This window comes from Lysobacter sp. BMK333-48F3, from assembly GCF_019733395.1.
Taxonomy (GTDB): Bacteria; Pseudomonadota; Gammaproteobacteria; order Xanthomonadales; family Xanthomonadaceae; genus Lysobacter.
In genome coordinates this window covers 2311756-2331395 of sequence record NZ_JAIHOO010000001.1, presented here as the reverse complement: position 1 = coordinate 2331395, position 19640 = coordinate 2311756, and the positions used below count along the sequence as shown (strand labels likewise).

16 protein-coding genes are annotated in these 19640 nt (G+C 68.8%); 8 read left to right on the top strand and 8 right to left on the bottom strand.

The features are described from left to right. Nucleotides 1-8 precede the first annotated feature (8 nt). From K4L06_RS09905 to K4L06_RS09885, 5 genes are all read left to right on the top strand, one after another. On the top strand, nucleotides 9-1232 hold the full coding sequence (locus K4L06_RS09905) for an FtsX-like permease family protein (RefSeq protein ID WP_221671232.1): 1224 nt from the start codon (nucleotides 9-11) through the stop codon (nucleotides 1230-1232). Nucleotides 1233-1379: 147 nt separating this feature from the next. Beyond that, nucleotides 1380-3254: a DUF885 family protein gene (locus tag K4L06_RS09900; RefSeq protein ID WP_221671231.1), complete on the top strand. Its 1875-nt coding sequence runs from the start codon at nucleotides 1380-1382 to the stop codon at nucleotides 3252-3254. A 124-nt stretch (nucleotides 3255-3378) separates the two neighbouring features. Further along, a complete protein-coding gene (locus K4L06_RS09895; protein WP_221671230.1) occupies nucleotides 3379-4737 on the top strand; it encodes a sigma-54 dependent transcriptional regulator in 1359 nt (452 codons plus the stop codon). A gap of 10 nt (nucleotides 4738-4747) precedes the next feature. Then, complete coding sequence (locus K4L06_RS09890; protein WP_221671229.1) at nucleotides 4748-6052, top strand: ATP-binding protein; 1305 nt, start codon at nucleotides 4748-4750, stop codon at nucleotides 6050-6052. A 470-nt stretch (nucleotides 6053-6522) separates the two neighbouring features. Beyond that, complete coding sequence (locus K4L06_RS09885) at nucleotides 6523-7353, top strand: hypothetical protein (protein ID WP_221671228.1); 831 nt, start codon at nucleotides 6523-6525, stop codon at nucleotides 7351-7353. Between the two features lie 295 nt (nucleotides 7354-7648). Here K4L06_RS09885 and K4L06_RS09880 read toward each other — a convergent pair whose 3' ends face one another. Both K4L06_RS09880 and glmU read right to left on the bottom strand, forming a co-directional pair. Continuing rightward, nucleotides 7649-8626 (bottom strand): right-handed parallel beta-helix repeat-containing protein, encoded by a 978-nt coding sequence (locus K4L06_RS09880; protein ID WP_255595043.1) that lies wholly within the window; start codon nucleotides 8624-8626, stop codon nucleotides 7649-7651. 119 nt (nucleotides 8627-8745) lie between these two features. Then, the gene (glmU, locus tag K4L06_RS09875) at nucleotides 8746-10110 is read right to left on the bottom strand and encodes a bifunctional UDP-N-acetylglucosamine diphosphorylase/glucosamine-1-phosphate N-acetyltransferase GlmU (protein ID WP_221671227.1); all 1365 of its coding nucleotides are present in this window, start codon (nucleotides 10108-10110) and stop codon (nucleotides 8746-8748) included. Between the two features lie 90 nt (nucleotides 10111-10200). On the opposite strand from glmU, the gene K4L06_RS09870 reads away from it, so the two are divergent. After that, complete coding sequence (locus tag K4L06_RS09870) at nucleotides 10201-11781, top strand: glycosyltransferase 87 family protein (RefSeq protein ID WP_221671226.1); 1581 nt, start codon at nucleotides 10201-10203, stop codon at nucleotides 11779-11781. Then, nucleotides 11778-12698 carry an ADP-ribosylglycohydrolase family protein gene (locus K4L06_RS09865; protein WP_221671225.1) on the top strand — a complete coding sequence of 307 codons (921 nt, stop codon included), beginning with the start codon at nucleotides 11778-11780 and terminating at the stop codon, nucleotides 12696-12698. The genes K4L06_RS09870 and K4L06_RS09865 overlap by 4 nt, the downstream gene beginning before the upstream one ends. Before the next feature lie 10 nt (nucleotides 12699-12708). On the opposite strand, the gene K4L06_RS09860 is transcribed toward K4L06_RS09865, so the two are convergent. Beyond that, nucleotides 12709-13635 carry a glycosyltransferase gene (locus tag K4L06_RS09860; protein WP_221671224.1) on the bottom strand — a complete coding sequence of 309 codons (927 nt, stop codon included), beginning with the start codon at nucleotides 13633-13635 and terminating at the stop codon, nucleotides 12709-12711. A gap of 130 nt (nucleotides 13636-13765) precedes the next feature. Here K4L06_RS09860 and K4L06_RS09855 point away from each other — a divergent pair, with 130 nt between their 5' ends. Next, a complete protein-coding gene (locus K4L06_RS09855; protein ID WP_221671223.1) occupies nucleotides 13766-14149 on the top strand; it encodes a GtrA family protein in 384 nt (127 codons plus the stop codon). Between the two features lie 182 nt (nucleotides 14150-14331). On the opposite strand, the gene K4L06_RS09850 is transcribed toward K4L06_RS09855, so the two are convergent. The 5 genes from K4L06_RS09850 to K4L06_RS09830 form a co-directional block, all read right to left on the bottom strand. Next, nucleotides 14332-14757, bottom strand: a complete 426-nt coding sequence (locus tag K4L06_RS09850) for a F0F1 ATP synthase subunit epsilon (protein WP_221671222.1) — start codon at nucleotides 14755-14757, stop codon at nucleotides 14332-14334. 155 nt (nucleotides 14758-14912) lie between these two features. Continuing rightward, nucleotides 14913-16337, bottom strand: a complete 1425-nt coding sequence (gene atpD / locus K4L06_RS09845) for a F0F1 ATP synthase subunit beta (protein WP_221671221.1) — start codon at nucleotides 16335-16337, stop codon at nucleotides 14913-14915. Between the two features lie 124 nt (nucleotides 16338-16461). Beyond that, nucleotides 16462-17325 (bottom strand): F0F1 ATP synthase subunit gamma, encoded by an 864-nt coding sequence (gene atpG / locus K4L06_RS09840; protein ID WP_221671220.1) that lies wholly within the window; start codon nucleotides 17323-17325, stop codon nucleotides 16462-16464. 101 nt (nucleotides 17326-17426) lie between these two features. After that, nucleotides 17427-18977, bottom strand: a complete 1551-nt coding sequence (atpA, locus tag K4L06_RS09835; RefSeq protein ID WP_221671219.1) for a F0F1 ATP synthase subunit alpha — start codon at nucleotides 18975-18977, stop codon at nucleotides 17427-17429. A gap of 134 nt (nucleotides 18978-19111) precedes the next feature. Continuing rightward, a complete protein-coding gene (locus K4L06_RS09830) occupies nucleotides 19112-19639 on the bottom strand; it encodes a F0F1 ATP synthase subunit delta (RefSeq protein WP_064748962.1) in 528 nt (175 codons plus the stop codon). Nucleotide 19640 lies beyond the last annotated feature (1 nt).

The window sequence follows — 19640 nt, the reverse complement described above, 5'->3', positions numbered from 1 at the left end:
GAGCATCCATGGACATCCGCCCCATTCTTTCCACCCTACGCCGGCACAAGACCGCCGCCGCGCTGATCGTGCTGGAGATCGCCCTGGCCTGCGCCATCGTCTGCAACGCGGTGTACCTGATTTCGCAGCGCCTGGAGCGCATGGACCGCCCCACCGGGGTCGCCGAGGAACGCCTGCTGCGCATCCAGACGGTCAGTCCCGGCAAGAACCGCAACGATTCGGCGCGGGTGCAGGAGGACGTGCAGTCCCTGCGCGGCGTGCCCGGCGTGATCTCCGTCGCGTCGGCCTCGCAGATTCCGCTCGGCGGCTCCAGCTCCAACAGCGGCGTGCGCATGAGCGCCGACCAGAAGGACAACAGCTTCAACGCCTCGGTCTACCTGGGCAGCGAGGATCTGATCGAGACCATGGGCCTGCGCCTGATCGCCGGGCGCGATTTCCTGCCCAGCGAATACCAGAACATGGAAGCGATCGAGGTGTCCTTCGACGAGGGGCGCATTCCGGTGGCGGTGGTCAACCGCCGCTTCGCCGAGCGCCTGTTCCCGGGCGCCACGCCGGCGACGGCGCTCGGCAAGCAGTTCTACAGCTGGGGCAACAATCCGATCACCGTGATCGGCGTGGTCGAGGAACTGCTGCGGCCCAACGACTACGGCAACGGCCAGTACTCGATGATCTTTCCGGTCCGCCCGCACTGGAGCTGGTCGAACTATCTGATCGCCACCGAGCCGGGCCGGCGCGCGGAAGTGCTCAAGGCCGCGGTCGCCGAACTGCAGCGCACCCGTCCGGGCCGGGTGGTGCTGAAGGAGAACACCTTCGCCGAGGTCCGCGAGGAGTACTACCGCCAGGACCGGGCCATGGCCTGGCTGCTGTCGGGAGTGATCCTGGCCCTGCTGATCGTCACCGCGCTCGGCATCGTCGGCCTGGCCAGCTTCTGGGTCCAGCAGCGCACCAAGCAGATCGGGGTGCGGCGCGCGCTCGGCGCCACCCGCGGCCAGATCCTGCGCTATTTCCAGACCGAGAACTTCCTGCTGACCACGATCGGCATCGCCCTGGGCATGGCCCTGGCGTTCGCGATCAATCTGGGCCTGATGAAGCTGTACGAACTGCCGCGCCTGCCGGCCTGGTATCTGCCGGTCGGGGCCTTGTGCCTGTGGCTGCTCGGCCAGCTCGCGGTGTACGGACCGGCGCGGCGCGCGGCGATGGTGCCGCCGGCGCTGGCGACGCGCTCGGCCTGAGACCGGGGACGCAGGGGTCAAGCGCGCTTAACCCCCTGCGTCCCTTTCACACTGCTTCACACTATTCCTTCGTTCGCCCGGTCTCGCGCCGGGCGCTCGGGACGGCGCGTCCGCGCGCGATCCCGCCCTCTCGCCACGGAGCCCGCCATGAGCCCCACCGCCCCGCGTCCGCATTCCCGTCCCAGTGCCCGCCTGCGCCGCAGCGCGCTCGCCTTCGCCATGCTGGCCTTGCTCGCCGGCGGCGCGGTTCAAGCCGCAGCCACCGCCCCGGCCGCCGCGCCGCGCGCCGACGCGGCCGACGACGTCGCCGTCCGCACCCGCGCCTTCAACGCCCTGATCGACGAACACTGGCAGGGCATGCTGCGGCTGCTGCCGGAACAGGCCAGCTTCTTCGGCGACTACCGCTACAACACCCAGTGGAGCGACTTCTCCCTGGCCGGCGCCGAGCGCCGCCAGGCCTTCGGCCGCGAGATGCTGGGCAAGGTTCGCGCGGTCGACACCCGCGGCTTCGCCGAGGCCGACCTGCTCAACCACCGCCTGCTGCTGCGCTGGATCGAGAACGACCTGCAGTCCTACGCGATCAAGAGCCATCTGATGCCGCTGGACCAGTTCAACGGCAGCCATCTGTTCCTGACCATCATCGTCAAGGCGTTTCCGTTCAACGATACCCGCCAGTACGACGACTACCTGGTCCGGCTGCGCGCGATCCCGCGCATTCTCGACCAGGTCACCGAAGTCGCGCGCCAGGGCGCGCGCGAAGGCCTGATGCCGCCGCGCTACCTGCTGGAGAAGATCGTCGGCCAGTGCAACGGCATCGCCGACGCCGCCGGCGAGGACAGCGTGTTCGCCGCCTCGCTGAAGAAGTTCCCCGACAGCGTGCCGGCAGCCGAACGCGAACGCCTGCGCAAGCAGATCCTCGAGGCCGTCGACGGCGAAGTGCGCCCGGCCTATCGCCGCCTGGCCGAATTCGTCGCCAAGGAGTACGCGCCGCAGGGCCGCAGCGAATACGGCGTGTGGTCGCTGCCCAACGGCGAGGCCTACTACCGCTACCAGATCGACCAGTTCACCGGCTCCTCGCTGGGCGCCGAGGCGATCCACGCCCTGGGCCTGAGCGAAGTCGAGCGGATCGAGCGCGAACAGACCCGGATCGCCAAACGGCTGGGCTATGCCGACCTCAAGACCGCGCGCACCAAGATGGCCGCCGACCCGGCCCGGCATGCGCAGTCGCGCGAGCAGATCCTCGAGCTGTACCGCGGTTACCTGGCCAAGATGGAACAGCGCCTGCCGGAGCTGTTCGGCACCCTGCCGCAGACCCGGGTGCAGGTGCAGGCGGTGGAAGCCTGGCGCGAGAAAGAGGCCTCGGCCGCGCAGTACATGCCCGGCACGCCCGACGGCGCGCGCCCGGGCCTGATCACGGTCAACACCGGCGAGCCGGACAAGCGCCTGCTCGGCACCATCGAGGCGATCGCCTATCACGAGGGCGTGCCCGGCCATCACCTGCAGTCCTCGATCACCCGCGCGCTGCCGGCGCTGCCGAAGTTCCGCACCCTGACCGGGCAGTTGGCCTACATCGAAGGCTGGGGCCTGTACTCGGAAGACCTGGGCAAGGAGATCGGCTTCTATCAGGACCCGTACAGCGATTTCGGCCGGCTCTCGCAGGAACTGGTGCGCGCCAACCGGCTGGTGCTCGACACCGGCATCCACCACAAGCGCTGGAACCGCGACCAGGTGGTGCAGTGGATGCGCGATCACTCCGACATGGAGGAGCCGAACATCCAGGCCGAGACCGACCGTTACATCGCCTGGCCGGGCCAGGCCCTGGCCTACAAGATGGGCCAGCTGAAGATCCGCGAGCTGCGTGCGCTTTCGGAGCGCGAACTCGGCGAGCGCTTCGACATCCGCGCCTTCCACGACCAGGTGCTCGGCGGCGGCGCGCTGCCGCTGGACGAACTGGAAGCGCGGATCGGGCGCTGGATCGCCGCGACCCGGCCCGCCGGCAACGCGCAGGATGCGGCCAGATAACGGCCGAGCAACGGCCGGACGACGCCGGCGCGGACGCCGCGTTCGCCCGCGCCGGGCGGCGCTGGCATACTCACCGCACTACGGCGGCGCGGCGTCGCGCCGCCGCACGCTCACTGGATGCACGATGCGCACGGTCCTGGTCATCGACGACAACCCCGCGGTCGCCACCGCGCTGGACCTGCTGTTCGGGCTGCGCGAAATCCGTGTGGTCACCGCGCAGTCGCCGGAGCAGGGCCTGGAGCTGCTGGCGCGCGAGGACGTCGGCCTGGTGCTGCAGGACATGAACTTCAGCGCCGACACCACTTCCGGCCAGGAAGGCGTGGCCCTGTTCCGGGCGATCCGCGCGCGCCACCCCGACCTGCCGATCATCCTGTTGACCGCCTGGACCCACCTGGATACCGCGGTCGACCTGGCCAAGGCCGGCGCCGCCGACTACCTGGCCAAGCCCTGGGACGACCAGAAGCTGCTCGCCAGCGTCGAGAACCTGCTCGAACTCGGCGCCAGCACGCGCGAGGTCTCGCGCCTGCACGAACAGCGGCGCAAGCGCCACCGCGACCTGGAAGCGCGTTTCGACCTGCGCGGGCTGGTATTCGGCTCCGAACAACTGGCCGCAGTGATCGAACTGGCCGGCCAGGTCGCGCGCGCCGACGTGCCGGTGCTGATCACCGGCCCCAACGGCGCCGGCAAGGAAAAGATCGCCGAGATCGTCCAGGCCAACTCCGCGGTCAAGGCCGGCCCGTTCGTGACCCTCAATTGCGGGGCGATGCCGACCGAGCTGATCGAGGCCGAATTGTTCGGCGCCGACGCCGGCGCCTACACCGGCGCCAACAAATCGCGCGAGGGCAAGTTCGAAGCCGCCGACGGCGGCACCTTGTTCCTCGACGAAATCGGCAACCTGCCGCCGGCCGGGCAGATGAAACTGCTGCGCGTGCTGGAAACCGGACGCTTCGAACGGCTGGGCTCCAACCGCGAGCGCCAGGTCAGCGTGCGGGTGATCAGCGCGACCAACGCCGATCTGGCGACGATGATCCGCGACGGCCGCTTCCGCGAGGATCTCTACTACCGGCTCAATACGATCCAGATCGACATCCCGCCGCTGGCCGAACGCCGCGACGACGTGCTGCCGCTGGCCCGGCATTTCCTCCAGGCCAATCCGCTCGGCGCCGGCAAGCGCCTGGGCGAGGACGCCGAACGCGCCCTGCTCGGCCATGCCTGGCCCGGCAACGTGCGCGAACTGCGCAACACCCTGCAGCGCGCGGCCCTGCTGGCGCGCGGCGAAGTGATCGGCGCGGCCGACCTGGGCCTGCCGCCGGCGTCGGCCGGAGCCGGCGGCAACGGCGCCGTCGAGGAGCCCGATCGCGCCGCGATCGAGGCCGCGCTGGAGCGCAGCGGCGGCGTGCTGGCCCAGGCCGCCAGCGAACTGGGCCTGTCGCGGCAGGCGCTGTATCGCCGCCTCGACCGCCTCGGCATCAAGCGCGACTGAGGCCGCCCGCATGCGCCGCCCGTCCCTGAGCCTGGTCTTCGCCGCGATCGCGCTGGCCTATCTCGCCGTCGGCACGGCCCTGACCCTGTGGCTGTCGGCCTACCTGTCCGAGCGCTGGCTGGCGCCGGCGATCGCCGTTGCGGCGCTCGCGCCGCTGCTGATCTACCACGTGCGGCGCGCGTTCGCGCCGATGAACTCGTTGTTCCGCGCCCTCGCCGGCTCGGTCGCCAGCTACCGCGACGGCGACTACTCGATCAGCTTCCACTGGACCGGCGGCGGCGACCTGGGCGAACTGGTCGCCAGCCACAACCGCCTCGGCGATGCGTTGCGCGAGCAACGCCTGAGCCTGGTCCAGCGCGAACTTCTGCTCGACACCATGGTCCAGAACACGCCGGTGGCGATGCTGCTGGTCGACCCGGCGCGGCGCATCGTTCACGGGAACCTGGCCGCGCGCAAGATGCTCGGCGACGGCCGGCGCCTGGAAGGCCAGGACTTCGCCGAGTTGCTGGCGCGCGCGCCGTGGCCGATGCAGGAGGCCTTCGAGCGCGGCGGCGACGGCATGTTCAGCGTCGGCGACATCGAGAACGAAGAGATCTACCACCTGTCGCGGCGGATCTTCCGGCTCAACGGCCGCGCCCACGAACTGGTGCTGCTGCGCCAGCTCACCGCCGAGCTGCGCCGGCAGGAAGTGCAGACCTGGAAGAAGGTGATCCGGGTGATCAGCCACGAGCTCAACAACTCGCTGGCGCCGATCGCCTCGCTGGCCCACTCCGGCGCCGAGCTGCTGCGCCGCGGCCAGCACGAGCGCCTGCCGACCGCGCTGCAGACCATCGAAGAACGCGCCCGCCACCTGGAAGGCTTCATCCGCGACTACGCCCGCTTCGCCAAGCTGCCGGCGCCGCGGCTGCAGCCGATCGAATGGTCGCGCTTCATCGAACAGTTGCGCAGCCAGGTCGCCTTCGCCTACGACGGCGTGCCCGGCGAAGCGGTGGCGCGGGTCGACGCGGCCCAGCTCGAACAGAGCCTGATCAACCTGCTCAAGAACGCGCACGAGTCGGGCTCGGCCCCGGAAGAAGTGCGTCTGCAACTGCGCCGGGTGCAGGACGCCTGGCGCATCGACATCCTCGACCGCGGCAGCGGCATGAACGATGCCGTGCTCGCCAACGCCTTGTTGCCGTTCTACTCGACCAAACGCAACGGCACCGGCCTGGGCCTGGCCCTGGCGCGCGAGATCGCCGAGGCCCACGGCGGCCGCATCGCCCTGCTCAATCGCCAGGGCGGCGGCTTGTGCGTGTCGATGGTGTTGCCGGACTGAGCGATCCGCTTCGGCGGCGGCGAAGCGCTGCAACGGGGCCTTCGCGCGTTTATCGAAGATCCCGATATCCGCAGGCGGGTCACGCTGCGAACCCGGCCGCGCCGGCGATAGCGCAGCGCTAGTCGCGCTTGCGCCGGCCGCTCGCCTGTCTCTTCGACGCTCCGACCGCGGCTCGGCGACGACTGCGGCGGCAGGCGCGCGGAGGCGCGCGGATTGCCCGATTCGCGAACGAACGCATGGTCTTCGCCCGCCGCCTGCTCCACGCTTGCGCGGCGAACCGCATCGCGTCGCATCCACAGCATTCGTCGTGCGAACCATAGGGTGAAACGCATCCTGGTTCGTTTCTAGCGTGGGCGCATGCATCCGACGATCGCTTCGCGCCCTCGAATCGAGCCGTTTTTCCAAACAATGGAAGAGGAGATCCGCCAATGCTTCGCACATCTACGCTTTTGGCTGTCGGTCTAATGGCAATGCTCGCCAGTTTCGGCGCCAGCGCTACGCGCAACGTCGTGTTCTTGAACAATCCTTCGCCGCAGAACGTGAAGGACATCGGCCACTTCCGGGTCAAGAGCACCGGCCAGCCGTTCTTCTCCGACCTGGTGCTGTTCGCCGCCAACATCAACGGCAGCACGCCCAACACGCCGGTGCTGTACTACAACACGGAAATGAGCGCGATCCTGAAGGACAACATCGACGCCGTCCGGCAGCTGCAGACGGCGGGAATCAAGGTCCAGATCTCGTACCTGGGCAATCACCAGAACGCGGGCTGGTCGTGCAACATGACCACCAAGACCGCGAACCGGCTCGGCAACGCGATGGTTACCGACATGGTCAAGTACGGCCTCGACGGCATCAGCGTCGACGACGAGTACTCCACCTGCTCGGGCAGCGCGAGCTCGTTCTATGCGGTGCTGAAGGCGATCCGCAGCAACCCCTACTTCAGCGGCAAGACCCTGAGCAAGGCGCTGTGGTCGGACTCGCAGTACTTCCGTTCGCCCTACAACGCCGCCACCCAGTTGACCGAAGGCTATGAGATGACCTATGGCGGCAGCGTCGGCTACCTGGCGCCCTACGTCGGCTACGGCATGGCCAAGAGCAATCTGTTCCTCGGCATCTCGCCGGAATTCAGCTCGGCGTCGCAGGCCGGCTCGATCGCCGGCAGCGTCGCCAGCGGCGGCTACCAGGGCGTGATGATCTGGGCGCCGAACGCCTTCCTCAGCAACGCCGCGGCAGCGCAGTACTACACCGAGATCGTCAAGGCCCAGGCAGGCGCCACCGAGTCGGTCGAATACGTGCCCTGAAGCATGGCGCTGAAGCCTCTGGATGCCCGCCTGCGCGGGCATGACGGCTGGGAGTCCGCGGCGAAGTCCATCCACCACCGCTTCGATGAGGCTCATCTCGCTTCGATTGGGCAACGCCTGATGGAATCCCCCACCGTCATCCCCGCGAACGCGGGGATCCAGGGCTTCATCCAGGCATGGCTCTCAAGCCCTTAGCGAACCTCAGGGACGGAGGGGGTTAAGCCCGCTTAACCCCCTCCGTCCCTGCTCCTCCGGCAGGCACGACGCCGCGGCGCGAACCCCCTCGCCGTCGCGCCTAATCCCGCACCGTGCGCGACTCGATCAACCGCGGCTCGCCGAGCGCGCCGCAGGCGTCGTCGGCGCCGAACAGCAGGGTCGAGGCGATGGCGCCGTAATAGCCATCGCCGACCCGGTTGTCGCGGAACACGTTGCCGGCCGACGGGCACTCCGGCCGCGGCAGCGTGCAGCGCTCGATGCAGTACCAGTCCGAGTACGCGGCGCGCTTGCCGGCGCGGTCGAATACGTTGCCGACGATCCAGTTGCCGTCGGCGCCGTCGCGGGTGCGGATCGCATCGCCGTTGACCGCGACGAAGCGGTTGCGCTCGATCCGGTTGGCGCCGGAGCCGTGCGCGGCGTACACCGCGTGCAAATAGCCCGAGTACTCGGTCGGATTCTCGATCGATTCGAAGTGATTGTCGTACAGGCCGTTGCGGCGCGAATTGATCATCCGCACCGCGGCGTACGAGTACGGCGCCGGGCCGACGCCGTAGCGGCCGCCGATGCGGACGAAGCGCATGCTGCGCAGTTCGTTGTAGCCGTTCCAGCCGCCGGCCGGGTCGTTGCGGTCGCCGACCAGGTCGACGCCGAGCCAGTAGTCGCTCACCGTCAGGTAGCGGAAATGCAGCTTCGATGCGCCGGCGGCGCTGCGCAGTTCGAACCAGGTGCCGGCCGCGCCGCCGCCGTCGAACACCGGCCGCGCGGTCGCGCCCGGGGTCGGCAGGAAACTGATCCGATAGCCGTTCAAGTAGGTCCACACGACCTGCTGGCCGCGGTAGGTGCCCGGCGCGATCCGCACCTCGACCTCCTCGCGCGGCGCATGCCGATGCAGCAGGGCGTCGGCGCGCGCCAGGCTGCGGATCGCGGTCGCGGCGCTGCGGCCGTCGCGGGCGTCGTCGCCATCGGGCGCCAGGTAGAGGCGGAACACCGCCTGCGCCGGCGGCGCGCACAGCAACGCGGTTGCGGCCAGCATCGCGCCGGCGAGCCTGCTGTCCATCGATCGGTTCCCATCGCGCTCCCCGCGCCGACGGCAGGCTAGCGCGCGCGCGACGCCGACCGCGCTGCCGCGCATCACGGAACGCGCCATGCGGCGCGCCGCGATGCGCGGGGTCGCGCTTACTTCTTCTTGACCGGCCGCTTCCAGCCTTCGACCGTGGCCTGGCGCGCGCGCGCCACGGTCAGTTCGCCGGCCGGCGCCGGGCGGGTGATCACCGAGCCGGCGCCGATGGTCGCGTCCTTGCCGATCGTCACCGGCGCCACCAGCGAGGCGTTGGAGCCGATGAAGGCGCCGTCCTCGATCGTGGTGGTCGACTTGTTGACCCCGTCGTAGTTGCAGGTGATGGTGCCCGCGCCGACGTTGACCCCGGCGCCGATCACCGCATCGCCGAGGTAGGTCAGGTGATTGGCCTTGCTGCCGACGCCGATCCGGGCGTTCTTGGTTTCGACGAAGTTGCCGACGTGAGCGCCGTCGGCGAGCACCGTGCCCGGACGCAGCCGCGAATACGGGCCGATCTGCGCCGCGCCTTCGACCACCACGCCGTCGAGGTCGCAATGCGCGCGCACTTCGGTGCCCGCGCCCAGGCGCACGTCCTTGAGCCGGCTGAACGGCCCCACCCGCACGCCGTCGCCGAGTTCGACCGTGCCTTCGAAGATCACGTCGACGTCGATTTCGACATCGCGGCCGACCGTCACCGTGCCGCGCTGGTCGTAGCGCGAGGGATCGGCCAGGCGCGCGCCCTGCACGCACAGCGCGCGCGCGGCGCGGCGCTGGAACGCGCGCTCGAGCTGGGCCAGCTGCCAGGAATCGTTGGCGCCCTCGACCTCGATCGGGTCGTCGACATGGACCATCTCGGCCGCGGTGTACTCGGCCGCGGCGGAACCGAACACGTCGGTCAGGTAGTACTCGCCCTGGGCGTTGTCGTTGCCCAGGCGCTCCAGCCAGCGCCGCAGCGGCTCGCCGTCGGCGACCAGGATGCCGGTATTGACGGTGCGGATCGCACGCTGCTCGTCGTCGGCGTCCTTGTGCTCGACTATGCGGCCGACCCGGCCTTCCGGATCGCGCACGATGCGGCCGTAGCCGGTCGGGTCGTCGAGGTCGGCGACCAGCACCGCGATCCGGCCCGGCGCGGCGAGCAGGCGCTGCAGCGTATCCGGCGCGATCAGCGGCACGTCCCCGTACAGGATCAGCACGCGCGCGTCCTGCGGCACGTCCGGCATCGCCTGCTGCACCGCGTGGCCGGTGCCCAGGCGCTGGCTCTGCTCGGCCCAGGACAGGTCGTCCTGGCCGGCGAACGCGGCCCGCACCTGCTCGCCGCCGTGGCCGTAGACCACGTGGATGCCGGCCGGCTTCAGCGCGCGCGCGGTGTCGATCACGTGCGCCAGCATCGGCTGCCCGGCGATCTTCTGCAGCACCTTGGCGGTGGCCGACTTCATCCGCTTGCCCTCGCCCGCGGCGAGGATGACGATATGCAACTGGTTCATCGAATCACGAGCCATCGAAAATGTCCGATTCCTTGACGCGCATGCCGCGCCCGGGCCGAATCTTAGCAACTGTCGATTGCGGGACCCTGCATGTCCGCTGAGCGAGTTTCCTGGCGCCCCTCCGCCGCCGTGGCCCTGTTCTTCACCCTGCTCGCGGCCCTGGTGCAGCGCCAGGACGCGAACTGGGACCTGCGTAACTATCATTTGTATACGCCGTTGGCATGGCTGGACGGTCGGCTGCAGACCGACATCGCCGCGGCGCAGATGCAGACCTGGCACAACCCGATCGCCGACCTGCCGTTCGCGCTGCTGGTGCGCGCCGGCGCGGGCGGCTGGCTGGTCTCGCTGTGGCTGGCGCTGCCTACCTTCCTCGCCTTGTTCTTCGGCCTGCGCCTGCTCGACCGGCTGTGGCCGGCGCAGCGCAGCGCGCTGCGCAGCTGGATGGCCGGACTGGTCGCGATCACCGGCGCGGCGGTCTACCCGGGCGCGGCGGCGACCTTCAACGACCACATCGTCGCCGCCTTCGTCCTGGCCGGCCTGTGGTGGTTGGCCGACTCGCCGGGCCGCCGCGGCGCCTGGGCGACCTGGCTGCCGGTCGGCCTGCTCGGCGGCCTGGCCGCGGGACTCAAGCTGACCGCAGTCATGTATTGCCTGGGCTTCATCGCCGCCGCGGCGCTGGCCGGGCCCTGGCGCCAGGCGCCGGCGCGGCTGTGCGCGCTGGCGCTCGGCGGGGCGATCGGCGCCGCGCTGAGCTGGGGGCCGTGGGGCTGGTACCTGTGGCAGCAGCACGGCAATCCGCTGTTCCCCTACTTCAACCAGTGGTTCCATTCGCCCGACGCCTTGTTCGAAGACCGGCGCGACCTGCGCTTCCTGCCGCAGACCGCGTGGGACGCGGTGAACGTGCCGCTGCGCCTGCTGCGCAAGAGCAACGACTTCTCCGAGGCCTCGCTGGCCGACGCGCGGCTGCTGCTCGGCTTCGCTGCGCTCGCCGGCTGGCTGTGGGCGGGACGTCGCCGCGACGGCGCGACGCGCGCCGCCGACAGCGCGCAAAACGCCGCGCAGGCGCTGCGCTGGCCCCTGCTGGCCTTCGTCCTGGTCAGCTACGGATTCTGGCTGGGCGTTTACTGCATCTACCGCTATCTGCTGCCGCTGGAGCTGCTGTGCTCGCTGCTGATCGTCGGCCTGCTGTCGCAGCTGTTCGCGCGGCGCTGGACCCGCACCGCGCTGGTCCTCGGCGCCCTGCTCGCGATCGCCCCGACCAAGCACCCGGGCTGGGGTCGCGACCCGTTCCGCAGCCCGATGATCTCGGTCGCGTTCCCGGCCCTGCCGCCCGGCAGCCTGGTGCTGTCCAGCACCGAGGAACCGATCGGCCACGCCGCCGCGTTCCTGCCGCGCGAGGTGCCGCTGTACGCGATCCGCAACAACTTCATGGACCCGCAGCGCTGCACCCGCCTGCAGTCGCGGGTCGAACGCGGCATTGCGACCCACCAGGGACCGCTATGGCTGCTGCGTCCGGTCGCCGTCGACGCGGTCGCCGCGCAGCGCATGAGCCTGTACGGATTGCACCTGGCCGGCGCCTGCCGGCCGATCGAGGACAGCCTGGCGCGGCTGGAACTGTGCCCGCTGCGGCGCGAGCCGTTCACTCCGATTTGTAGCAAGGACGCCCCATGAACCGGGAGACAGCGCTGCAACGCGCGCGCGAATCGCTGGACGGGCTTTCGGTCGGCGATGCGTTCGGTCAGTGCTTCTTCCAGCCGGCCGAACGCTCCCAGCCATGGCTGGAGCAGCGTGTCCCACCGCCCGGCCCCTGGCCGTACACCGACGACACCCAGATGTCGCTGTCGGTGTTCGCCGCTCTGGCGGCCGATGCCTGCATCGAACCCGACGCGCTGGCGCGTTCGCTGGCCCGGCACTACGACTACGACCGCGCCTACGGCCCCTCGATGCATCGGGTGTTGGCCCGCATCGAGGCCGGCGAACCCTGGCGTGAGGTCGCGGCCTCGTCGTTCGGCGGCGCCGGCTCTTACGGCAACGGCGCGGCGATGCGAACGGCGCCGATCGGCGCCTACTTCTGCGATGACCTCGACGCGGTCGTGGAACAGGCAACGCGTTCGGCCCAGGTCACCCACCTGCATCCCGAGGGCGTCGCCGGCGCGGTCGCGGCGGCGCTGGCGGCGGCGCACGCCTGGCGCTTCCGTCAAACCGGCGTGCGGCCATCACACGCTCAGTTCCTCGCGGCCGTGATCGAATCGCTGCCGGTCAGCGAAGTGCGTTCGAAGCTCGCGCGAGCCCAGGCGATGGAGCAAGTGTCCTCGCCCGACTACGCCGTCGCCGTGCTCGGCAACGGCACGCTGATTTCGGCGCAAGATACCGTCCCCTATGCGTTGTGGTGTTGCGCGCAATCGCTGCACGACTACCCGGCCGCGCTATGGCTGGCGGTCGGCACCGGCGGCGATCGCGACACCCTCGGCGCAATCGTCGGCGGCGTGGTCGCCTGCTTCACCGGGGTACAGGGCATTCCCAGCGATTGGATCGAACGTCGCGAAGCGTTGCCGCGGTGGCCGTTCGCCGCCGCGGCGCCCACCTGATCATCCTCGCTCAGCGTCCGTCGCGGCCGTGCACCACCTGGTCGGTGATCAGGCGCAGGATCTCGTTCGAGCGGCGGTTGACGGTGTCCAGGATCAGGCCGGTGGCGAGCAGGATGAACGCGGTCAGGGCCAGCGCCGCGGCGAGCACTGCGGTCGAGGGATGGGTGACCGCGCCGGTGAGGCTGTATTCGTGGACGACGAAGGCGCCGAAACCGGCGCTGGCCAGCGCGGCCAGCAGCGCGGCGGTGCCGAAGAACAGCAGCGGGCGCAGGTCCTTGAACAGGAAGCCGATGGTGCGCAGCACCCGGAAGCCGTCGCGGAAGGTGTTGAGCTTGGATTCGCTGCCTTCCGGGCGCACGCCGTAGGGCACGGTGCGTTCGCTGAGCACGAAGGCGTTGGCCATCGCGAACACGGTCATCTCGGTTTCGATCTCGAAGCCGCGCGACAGCACCGGCATCGATTTGACGAAGCGGCGCGAGAACGCGCGATAGCCCGACAGCACGTCGCGTACCGGCTGGCCGAACAGGCGGCCGATGCTCCAGCGCACCAGCTTGTTGCCGAAACCGTGGAAGCGGCGGAACGAGTCGGAGTCGAACTGCTCCAGGCGGGTGCCGACGACCATGTCGGCGCGGCCTTCGACGATGTCCTCGAGCAACTGGCGCGCGTGCTCGGCCGGGTAGGTGTCGTCGCCGTCCACCATCAGGTACACGTCGGCCTCGACCTCGCGGAACATGGTCCGCACCACGTTGCCCTTGCCCTTGGCCGGCACCCGCCGCACCTGCGCGCCGGCGGCGCGGGCCAGCGCGGCGGTGTCGTCGGTGCTGGCGTTGTCGAACACCCAGATCTGGGCCTCGGGCAGGGCGCGGCGGAAATCGGCGACCACCTTGGCCACCGTCTTGGCTTCGTTGTAGCAGGGAATCAGGACCGCGCTGCGCAAAACCGCCGCTCCGGAAGGCCTAGGGGAGTGGCCGCGATGGTACAGGGTCGGTTGGCTAGAATGCGCGAATGCCCATTACCCGAGCCGCCGCCGTCCGGCCCTGTCCCGTCGCTTCGCTCGGAGCGCGCGCATGAGCCTGACCCGCCAGGGCCGCAATTACCTCGCCTTCGGCGCCCTGCAGTACTTCCTCGACTGGGGCGTGATGGTCGGGCTCAGCCACCTGGGCATGCCGGTCGAGGCGGCCAACCTGGCCGGCCGCATCAGCGGCGCGATGCTCGGTTTCTGGCTCAACGGCCGCTTCACCTTCGCCGGCGAGGACACCACGGTCGGCCGGCGCCAGTTCGGGCGCTTCGTGACCATGTGGATCGGCACCACCCTGGTCAGTACCTGGGCGGTCGGCACGGTCGACGATTACGCCGGGCTCAAGTGGACCTGGCTGGCCAAACCGGTGATCGAGGTGATCCTGGGCGGGGTCGGCTTCCTGATCTCGCGCCATTGGGTGTATCGGCGCTGAGGTTTCGCGAGGCGGCGGCAGGCCGTCGGCGGAGCGGTCGGGCCGGATTGCGGTCGCGGCTGGCGAGCGTTGGCGATCCCCGAGCGACGCCGCTGCTGCAGGGGCCGACGCGCATGCGGCGCGCACAAACGAAAACGCCGGCCCAGGGCCGGCGTTTCCGCATCGGGCCGCAGCGCGGCCGATCAGTGCTTGACGTTCTTGCGCAGGCGTTCGAGCGCCTGCAGCTGCGCCATCGCCTCGGCCAGCTTGGCCTGGGCTTCGGCGACGTCCATCTGCGGGCCGCGGTTGGCCAGCGCGCGCTCGGCTTCTTCCTTGGCCGCGCGCACGGCGGCTTCGTCGATGTCCTGGGCGCGGATCGCGGTGTCGGCCAGCACGGTCACGACCTGCGGCTGCACTTCGAGGATGCCGCCGGACACGGCGAAATCCAGTTGCTCGCCGTTGGGCAGGGTGACCACGACCTTGCCCGGCTTGAGGCGGGTGATCAGCGGCGCATGCCGCGGGGCGATGCCGAGCTCGCCGATCTCGCCGGTGGCGACCAGCAGCGTCGCCTCGCCGTGGAAGATTTCTTCCTCGGCGCTGACGATGTCGCAACGGAAGGTGGATGCCATAAAGAAACGCCTCTATTCATTGTCCCCCTCTCCCGCTCAGCGGGAGAGGGCAGGGGTGAGGGCACGCGATGGATGAGTACGAACGTCGCCAGGAACAATCGGTAACAGCGCCCTCACCCTACCCTCTCCCGCAAGCGGGAGAGGGAATCGCGGGTTTAGCCCACGCCCATCTTCTTGGCCTTCTCGACCGCTTCTTCGATGCCGCCGACCATGTAGAACGCCTGCTCCGGCAGGTGGTCGTACTCGCCTTCGACGATGCCCTTGAAGCCGCGGATGGTGTCCTTCAGCGACACGTACTTGCCCGGGGCGCCGGTGAACACTTCGGCGACGTGGAAGGGCTGCGAGAAGAAGCGCTCGATCTTGCGCGCGCGGGCGACCGCGGTCTTGTCTTCTTCCGACAGCTCGTCCATGCCCAGGATCGCGATGATGTCCTTGAGCTCCTTGTACTTCTGCAAGGTGGCCTGGACGCGGCGGGCGGTGTCGTAATGCTCGCTGCCGACCACGTTCGGGTCGAGCTGGCGCGAGGTCGAGTCGAGCGGATCGACCGCCGGGTAGATGCCCAGCGCGGCGATGTTACGGCTCAACACGACGGTGGCGTCGAGGTGGGCGAAGGTGGTCGCCGGCGACGGGTCGGTCAGGTCGTCCGCGGGCACGTACACGGCCTGGATCGAGGTGATCGAACCGGTCTTGGTCGAGGTGATGCGCTCCTGCAGCACGCCCATTTCCTCGGCCAGGGTCGGCTGGTAGCCCACCGCCGACGGCATGCGGCCCAGCAGCGCCGACACTTCGGTGCCGGCCAGGGTGTAGCGGTAGATGTTGTCGACGAAGAACAGCACGTCGCGGCCCTTGCCGTTGGCGTCCTTCTCGTCGCGGAAGTACTCGGCCATGGTCAGGCCGGTCAGGGCGACGCGCAGACGGTTGCCCGGCGGCTCGTTCATCTGGCCGTACACCATCGCCACCTTCGACTTCGACAGGTCGTCCTGCACGATGACGTTGGCGTCGGACATTTCGTGGTAGAAGTCGTTGCCCTCGCGGGTACGCTCGCCCACGCCGGCGAACACCGACAGGCCCGAGTGCTCGGTCGCGATGTTGTTGATCAGCTCGAGCATGTTGACGGTCTTGCCGACGCCGGCGCCGCCGAACAGGCCGACCTTGCCGCCCTTGGCGAACGGGCACATCAGGTCGATGACCTTGATGCCGGTTTCCAGCAGCTCGTTGCCCGAGGACTGGTCGGCGTAATCCGGAGCGGCGCGGTGGATTTCCCAATGCACGTCGCTTTCGACCGGGCCGCGCTCGTCGATCGGCTCGCCGAGCACGTTCATGATGCGGCCCAGGGTGGCCGTGCCGACCGGCACGGCGACCGCGCGACCGGTGTTGGTCGCGATCAGGTTGCGCTTGAGGCCGTCGGTGGAGCCCAGCGCGATGGCGCGCACGACGCCGTCGCCGAGCTGCTGCTGCACCTCGAGCGTGACGGCGGTGTTCTCGACCTTCAGCGCGTCGTACACCTTCGGCACCGCATCGCGCGGGAATTCCACGTCGACGACCGCACCGATGATCTGAACGATCTTGCCCTGGCTCATGGTTGATACTCCACTAAACTTTGTTTGATTCGTTTGTCGGGAATGGGGAATTGGGAATCGGGAGTGGGAAGTCAAAAGCCTTTGCTTTCGCTCGATTCCCTATTCCCGACTCTCCATTCCCGGCTTAAACCGCCGCGGCGCCGCCGACGATTTCGGAGATTTCCTGGGTGATCGCCGCCTGGCGGGCCTTGTTGTAGACCAGGTTCAGGGTGCCGATCAGCTTGGTGGCGTTGTCGCTCGCCGCCTTCATCGCGACCATGCGCGCGGCATGCTCGGAAGCCACGTTCTCCAGCACCGCCTGGTACACCAGCGACTCGATGTAGCGGGTCAGCACGTGGTCGAGCACGGTCTGCGCATCGGGTTCGTAGATGTAGTCCCAGTCGTGCTTGGCGACCTGCGTCTCCGGTTCCGGCAGCGGCAGCAGCTGATCGAACGCCGCGCGCTGGGTCATGGTGTTGACGAAGTCGTTGTAGCAGACGAACACGCGATCGATGCTGCCGGCGCTGTAGGCGTCCAGCATCACCTTGATCACGCCGACCAGCTGTTCCAGGTGCGGCTGGTCGCCCAGGTGGGTGACCGAGGCCAGCATGTTGACCTTGATTCGGCGGAAGAACACCGACGCCTTCTGGCCGATGGTGACCACGTCGACCTCGACGCCCTGCTCCTGCCACTTGCGGAACTCGCCGAGCAGCTTGCGGAACAGGTTGTTGTTGAGGCCGCCGGCCAGGCCGCGGTCGGACGACACGATCACGTAGCCGACGCGCTTCACGTCCTTGCGCTCGACCATGTACGGATGCCGGTAATCGGAATTGGCCTGGGCCAGGTGACCGATCACCTGCTTGATCACTCGCGCGTACGGGCGCGAGGTCTTCATCCGATCCTGCGCCTTGCGGATCTTGGAAGCCGAGACCATTTCCAGCGCGCGGGTCACCTTGCGGGTGTTCTGCACGCTCTTGATCTTGGTTTTGATTTCTCTGCCGCCGGCCATTGCTCGCTCCGCTCGCCGGGAATGGGGAATGCAGAATGGGGAATCGGCAAAGCCGCCCCGCTTCTACTATTCCCTATTCCCTATTCTCAATTCCCGCCGGCTCAGTAAGAGCCGGTCGCCTTGAACTCTTCGATGCCCTTCTTGAAGGCGCCTTCGATTTCGTCGTTCCAGTCGCCGGTGCCGTTGACCTTCTCGATCAGCGCGCCGTTGGTGTTGACGAAGTGCGAATGCAGCGCTTCTTCGAACGCGCCGATCTTGTTCACCGGCACGTCGTCCATGAAGCCCTTGTCGACCGCGTAGATCGACAGCGACTGCAGGGCGATCGGCATCGGAGCGTACTGCTTCTGCTTCATCAGCTCGGTCACGCGTTGGCCGCGCTCGAGCTGCTTGCGGGTGGCTTCGTCCAGGTCCGAAGCGAACTGGGCGAACGCCGCCAGCTCGCGGTACTGGGCCAGGGCGATACGGATGCCGCCCGACAGCTTCTTGACGATCTTGGTCTGGGCGGCGCCGCCGACGCGCGACACCGAGATGCCGGCGTTGACCGCCGGGCGGATGCCGGCGTTGAACAGGTCGGTTTCCAGGAAGATCTGGCCGTCGGTGATCGAGATTACGTTGGTCGGAACGAACGCCGAGACGTCGCCGGCCTGGGTTTCGATGATCGGCAGCGCGGTCAGCGAACCGGTCTTGCCCTTCACTTCGCCGTTGGTGAACTTCTCGACGTAGTCCTCGTTGACGCGCGCGGCGCGCTCGAGCAGGCGGCTGTGCAGGTAGAACACGTCGCCCGGGTAGGCTTCGCGGCCCGGCGGACGGCGCAGCAGCAGCGAGATCTGGCGATAGGCCACGGCCTGCTTGGACAGGTCGTCGTACACGATCAGCGCGTCTTCGCCGCGGTCGAGGAAGAACTCGCCCATGGTGCAGCCCGAGTAGGCGCTGATGTACTGCATCGCGGCCGATTCGGACGCGGTCGCGGCGACCACGATGGTGTGGGCCAGGGCGCCGTTCTCTTCCAGCTTGCGCACCACGTTGGCGATCGAGCTGGCCTTCTGGCCGATCGCGACGTAGATGCACTTAATGCCGGTGCCCTTCTGGTTGATGATCGCGTCGATCGCCATCGCGGTCTTGCCGGTCTGACGGTCGCCGATGATCAGCTCGCGCTGGCCGCGGCCGATCGGAATCATGGCGTCGACCGACTTGTAGCCGGTCTGCACCGGCTGGTCGACCGACTTGCGCCACAGCACGCCCGGCGCGACGCGCTCGACCGGCGCGGTCAGGGTCGCGGCGATCGGGCCCTTGCCGTCGATCGGCTCGCCCAGCGCGTTGACGACGCGGCCCAGCAGCTCGCGGCCGACCGGCACTTCGAGGATGCGGCCGGTGGTCTTGGCGGTGTCGCCTTCGCTGAGGTGCTCGTAATCGCCCAGCACCACGGCGCCGACCGAGTCGCGCTCCAGGTTCAGCGCCAGGGCGAAGGTGTTGTTCGGCAGTTCGATCATTTCGCCCTGCATCACGTCGGCCAGGCCGTGGATGCGCACGATGCCGTCGGACACCGAGGTGACGGTGCCTTCGTTGCGCGCTTCGGCGGCCAGCTTGACCTTCTCGATGCGGGTCTTGATCAGTTCACTGATTTCGGACGGGTTGAGCTGGGTGCTTGCCATTGTCGTTTCCTTGGTCCTGCATCGCGATGGGCGACGCGCGGGTGCTTTCTTTTAACGGGAATCGGGAATCGAGAATGGGGAGTCGGAGAGCTGTGCTTCGACGATTCCCGATTCCCGGCTCCCTGTTCCCAGCTTTAACCGGCCAGCGCCGTCTGCAGGCGCGCGAGCTTGCCCTTCAGCGAGCCGTCGATGACGACGTCGCCGGCGTCGATCACCGCGCCGCCGATCAGCGAAGCGTCGACCGCGGTCTCGACTTCGACCTGACGGCCGAAGCGCTTGACCAGCGCGGCCTTGATCGAGTCCAGCTCGGCCGCCGGCAGGTCGCTGGCGGAGGTGACCTTGGCCTTGACCACGCGGTCGGCGTCGGCGCGCAGCTCTTCGAACAGGCCGGCGATTTCCGGCAGCAGGCCGAGGCGACGGTTGTCGGAGAGCAGCGCCAGGAAGCGCTGCACCGATTCGTCCGCGCCGTCGATCGCGACCAGGCCGACGGCGTCGGCCGCGCTCAGCTGCGGGTGGCCGAGGACCGCCTGCACCTGAGGGTCGGCGGCGACGCGCGCCGAGAAGGCGAGCGCCTGCGACCATTCGGCGGAGCGGCCGGCATCGCGCGCGAGCGCGAAGGCGGCGCGGGCGTACGGACGGGCGAGGGTGAGGTTCTGGCTCATC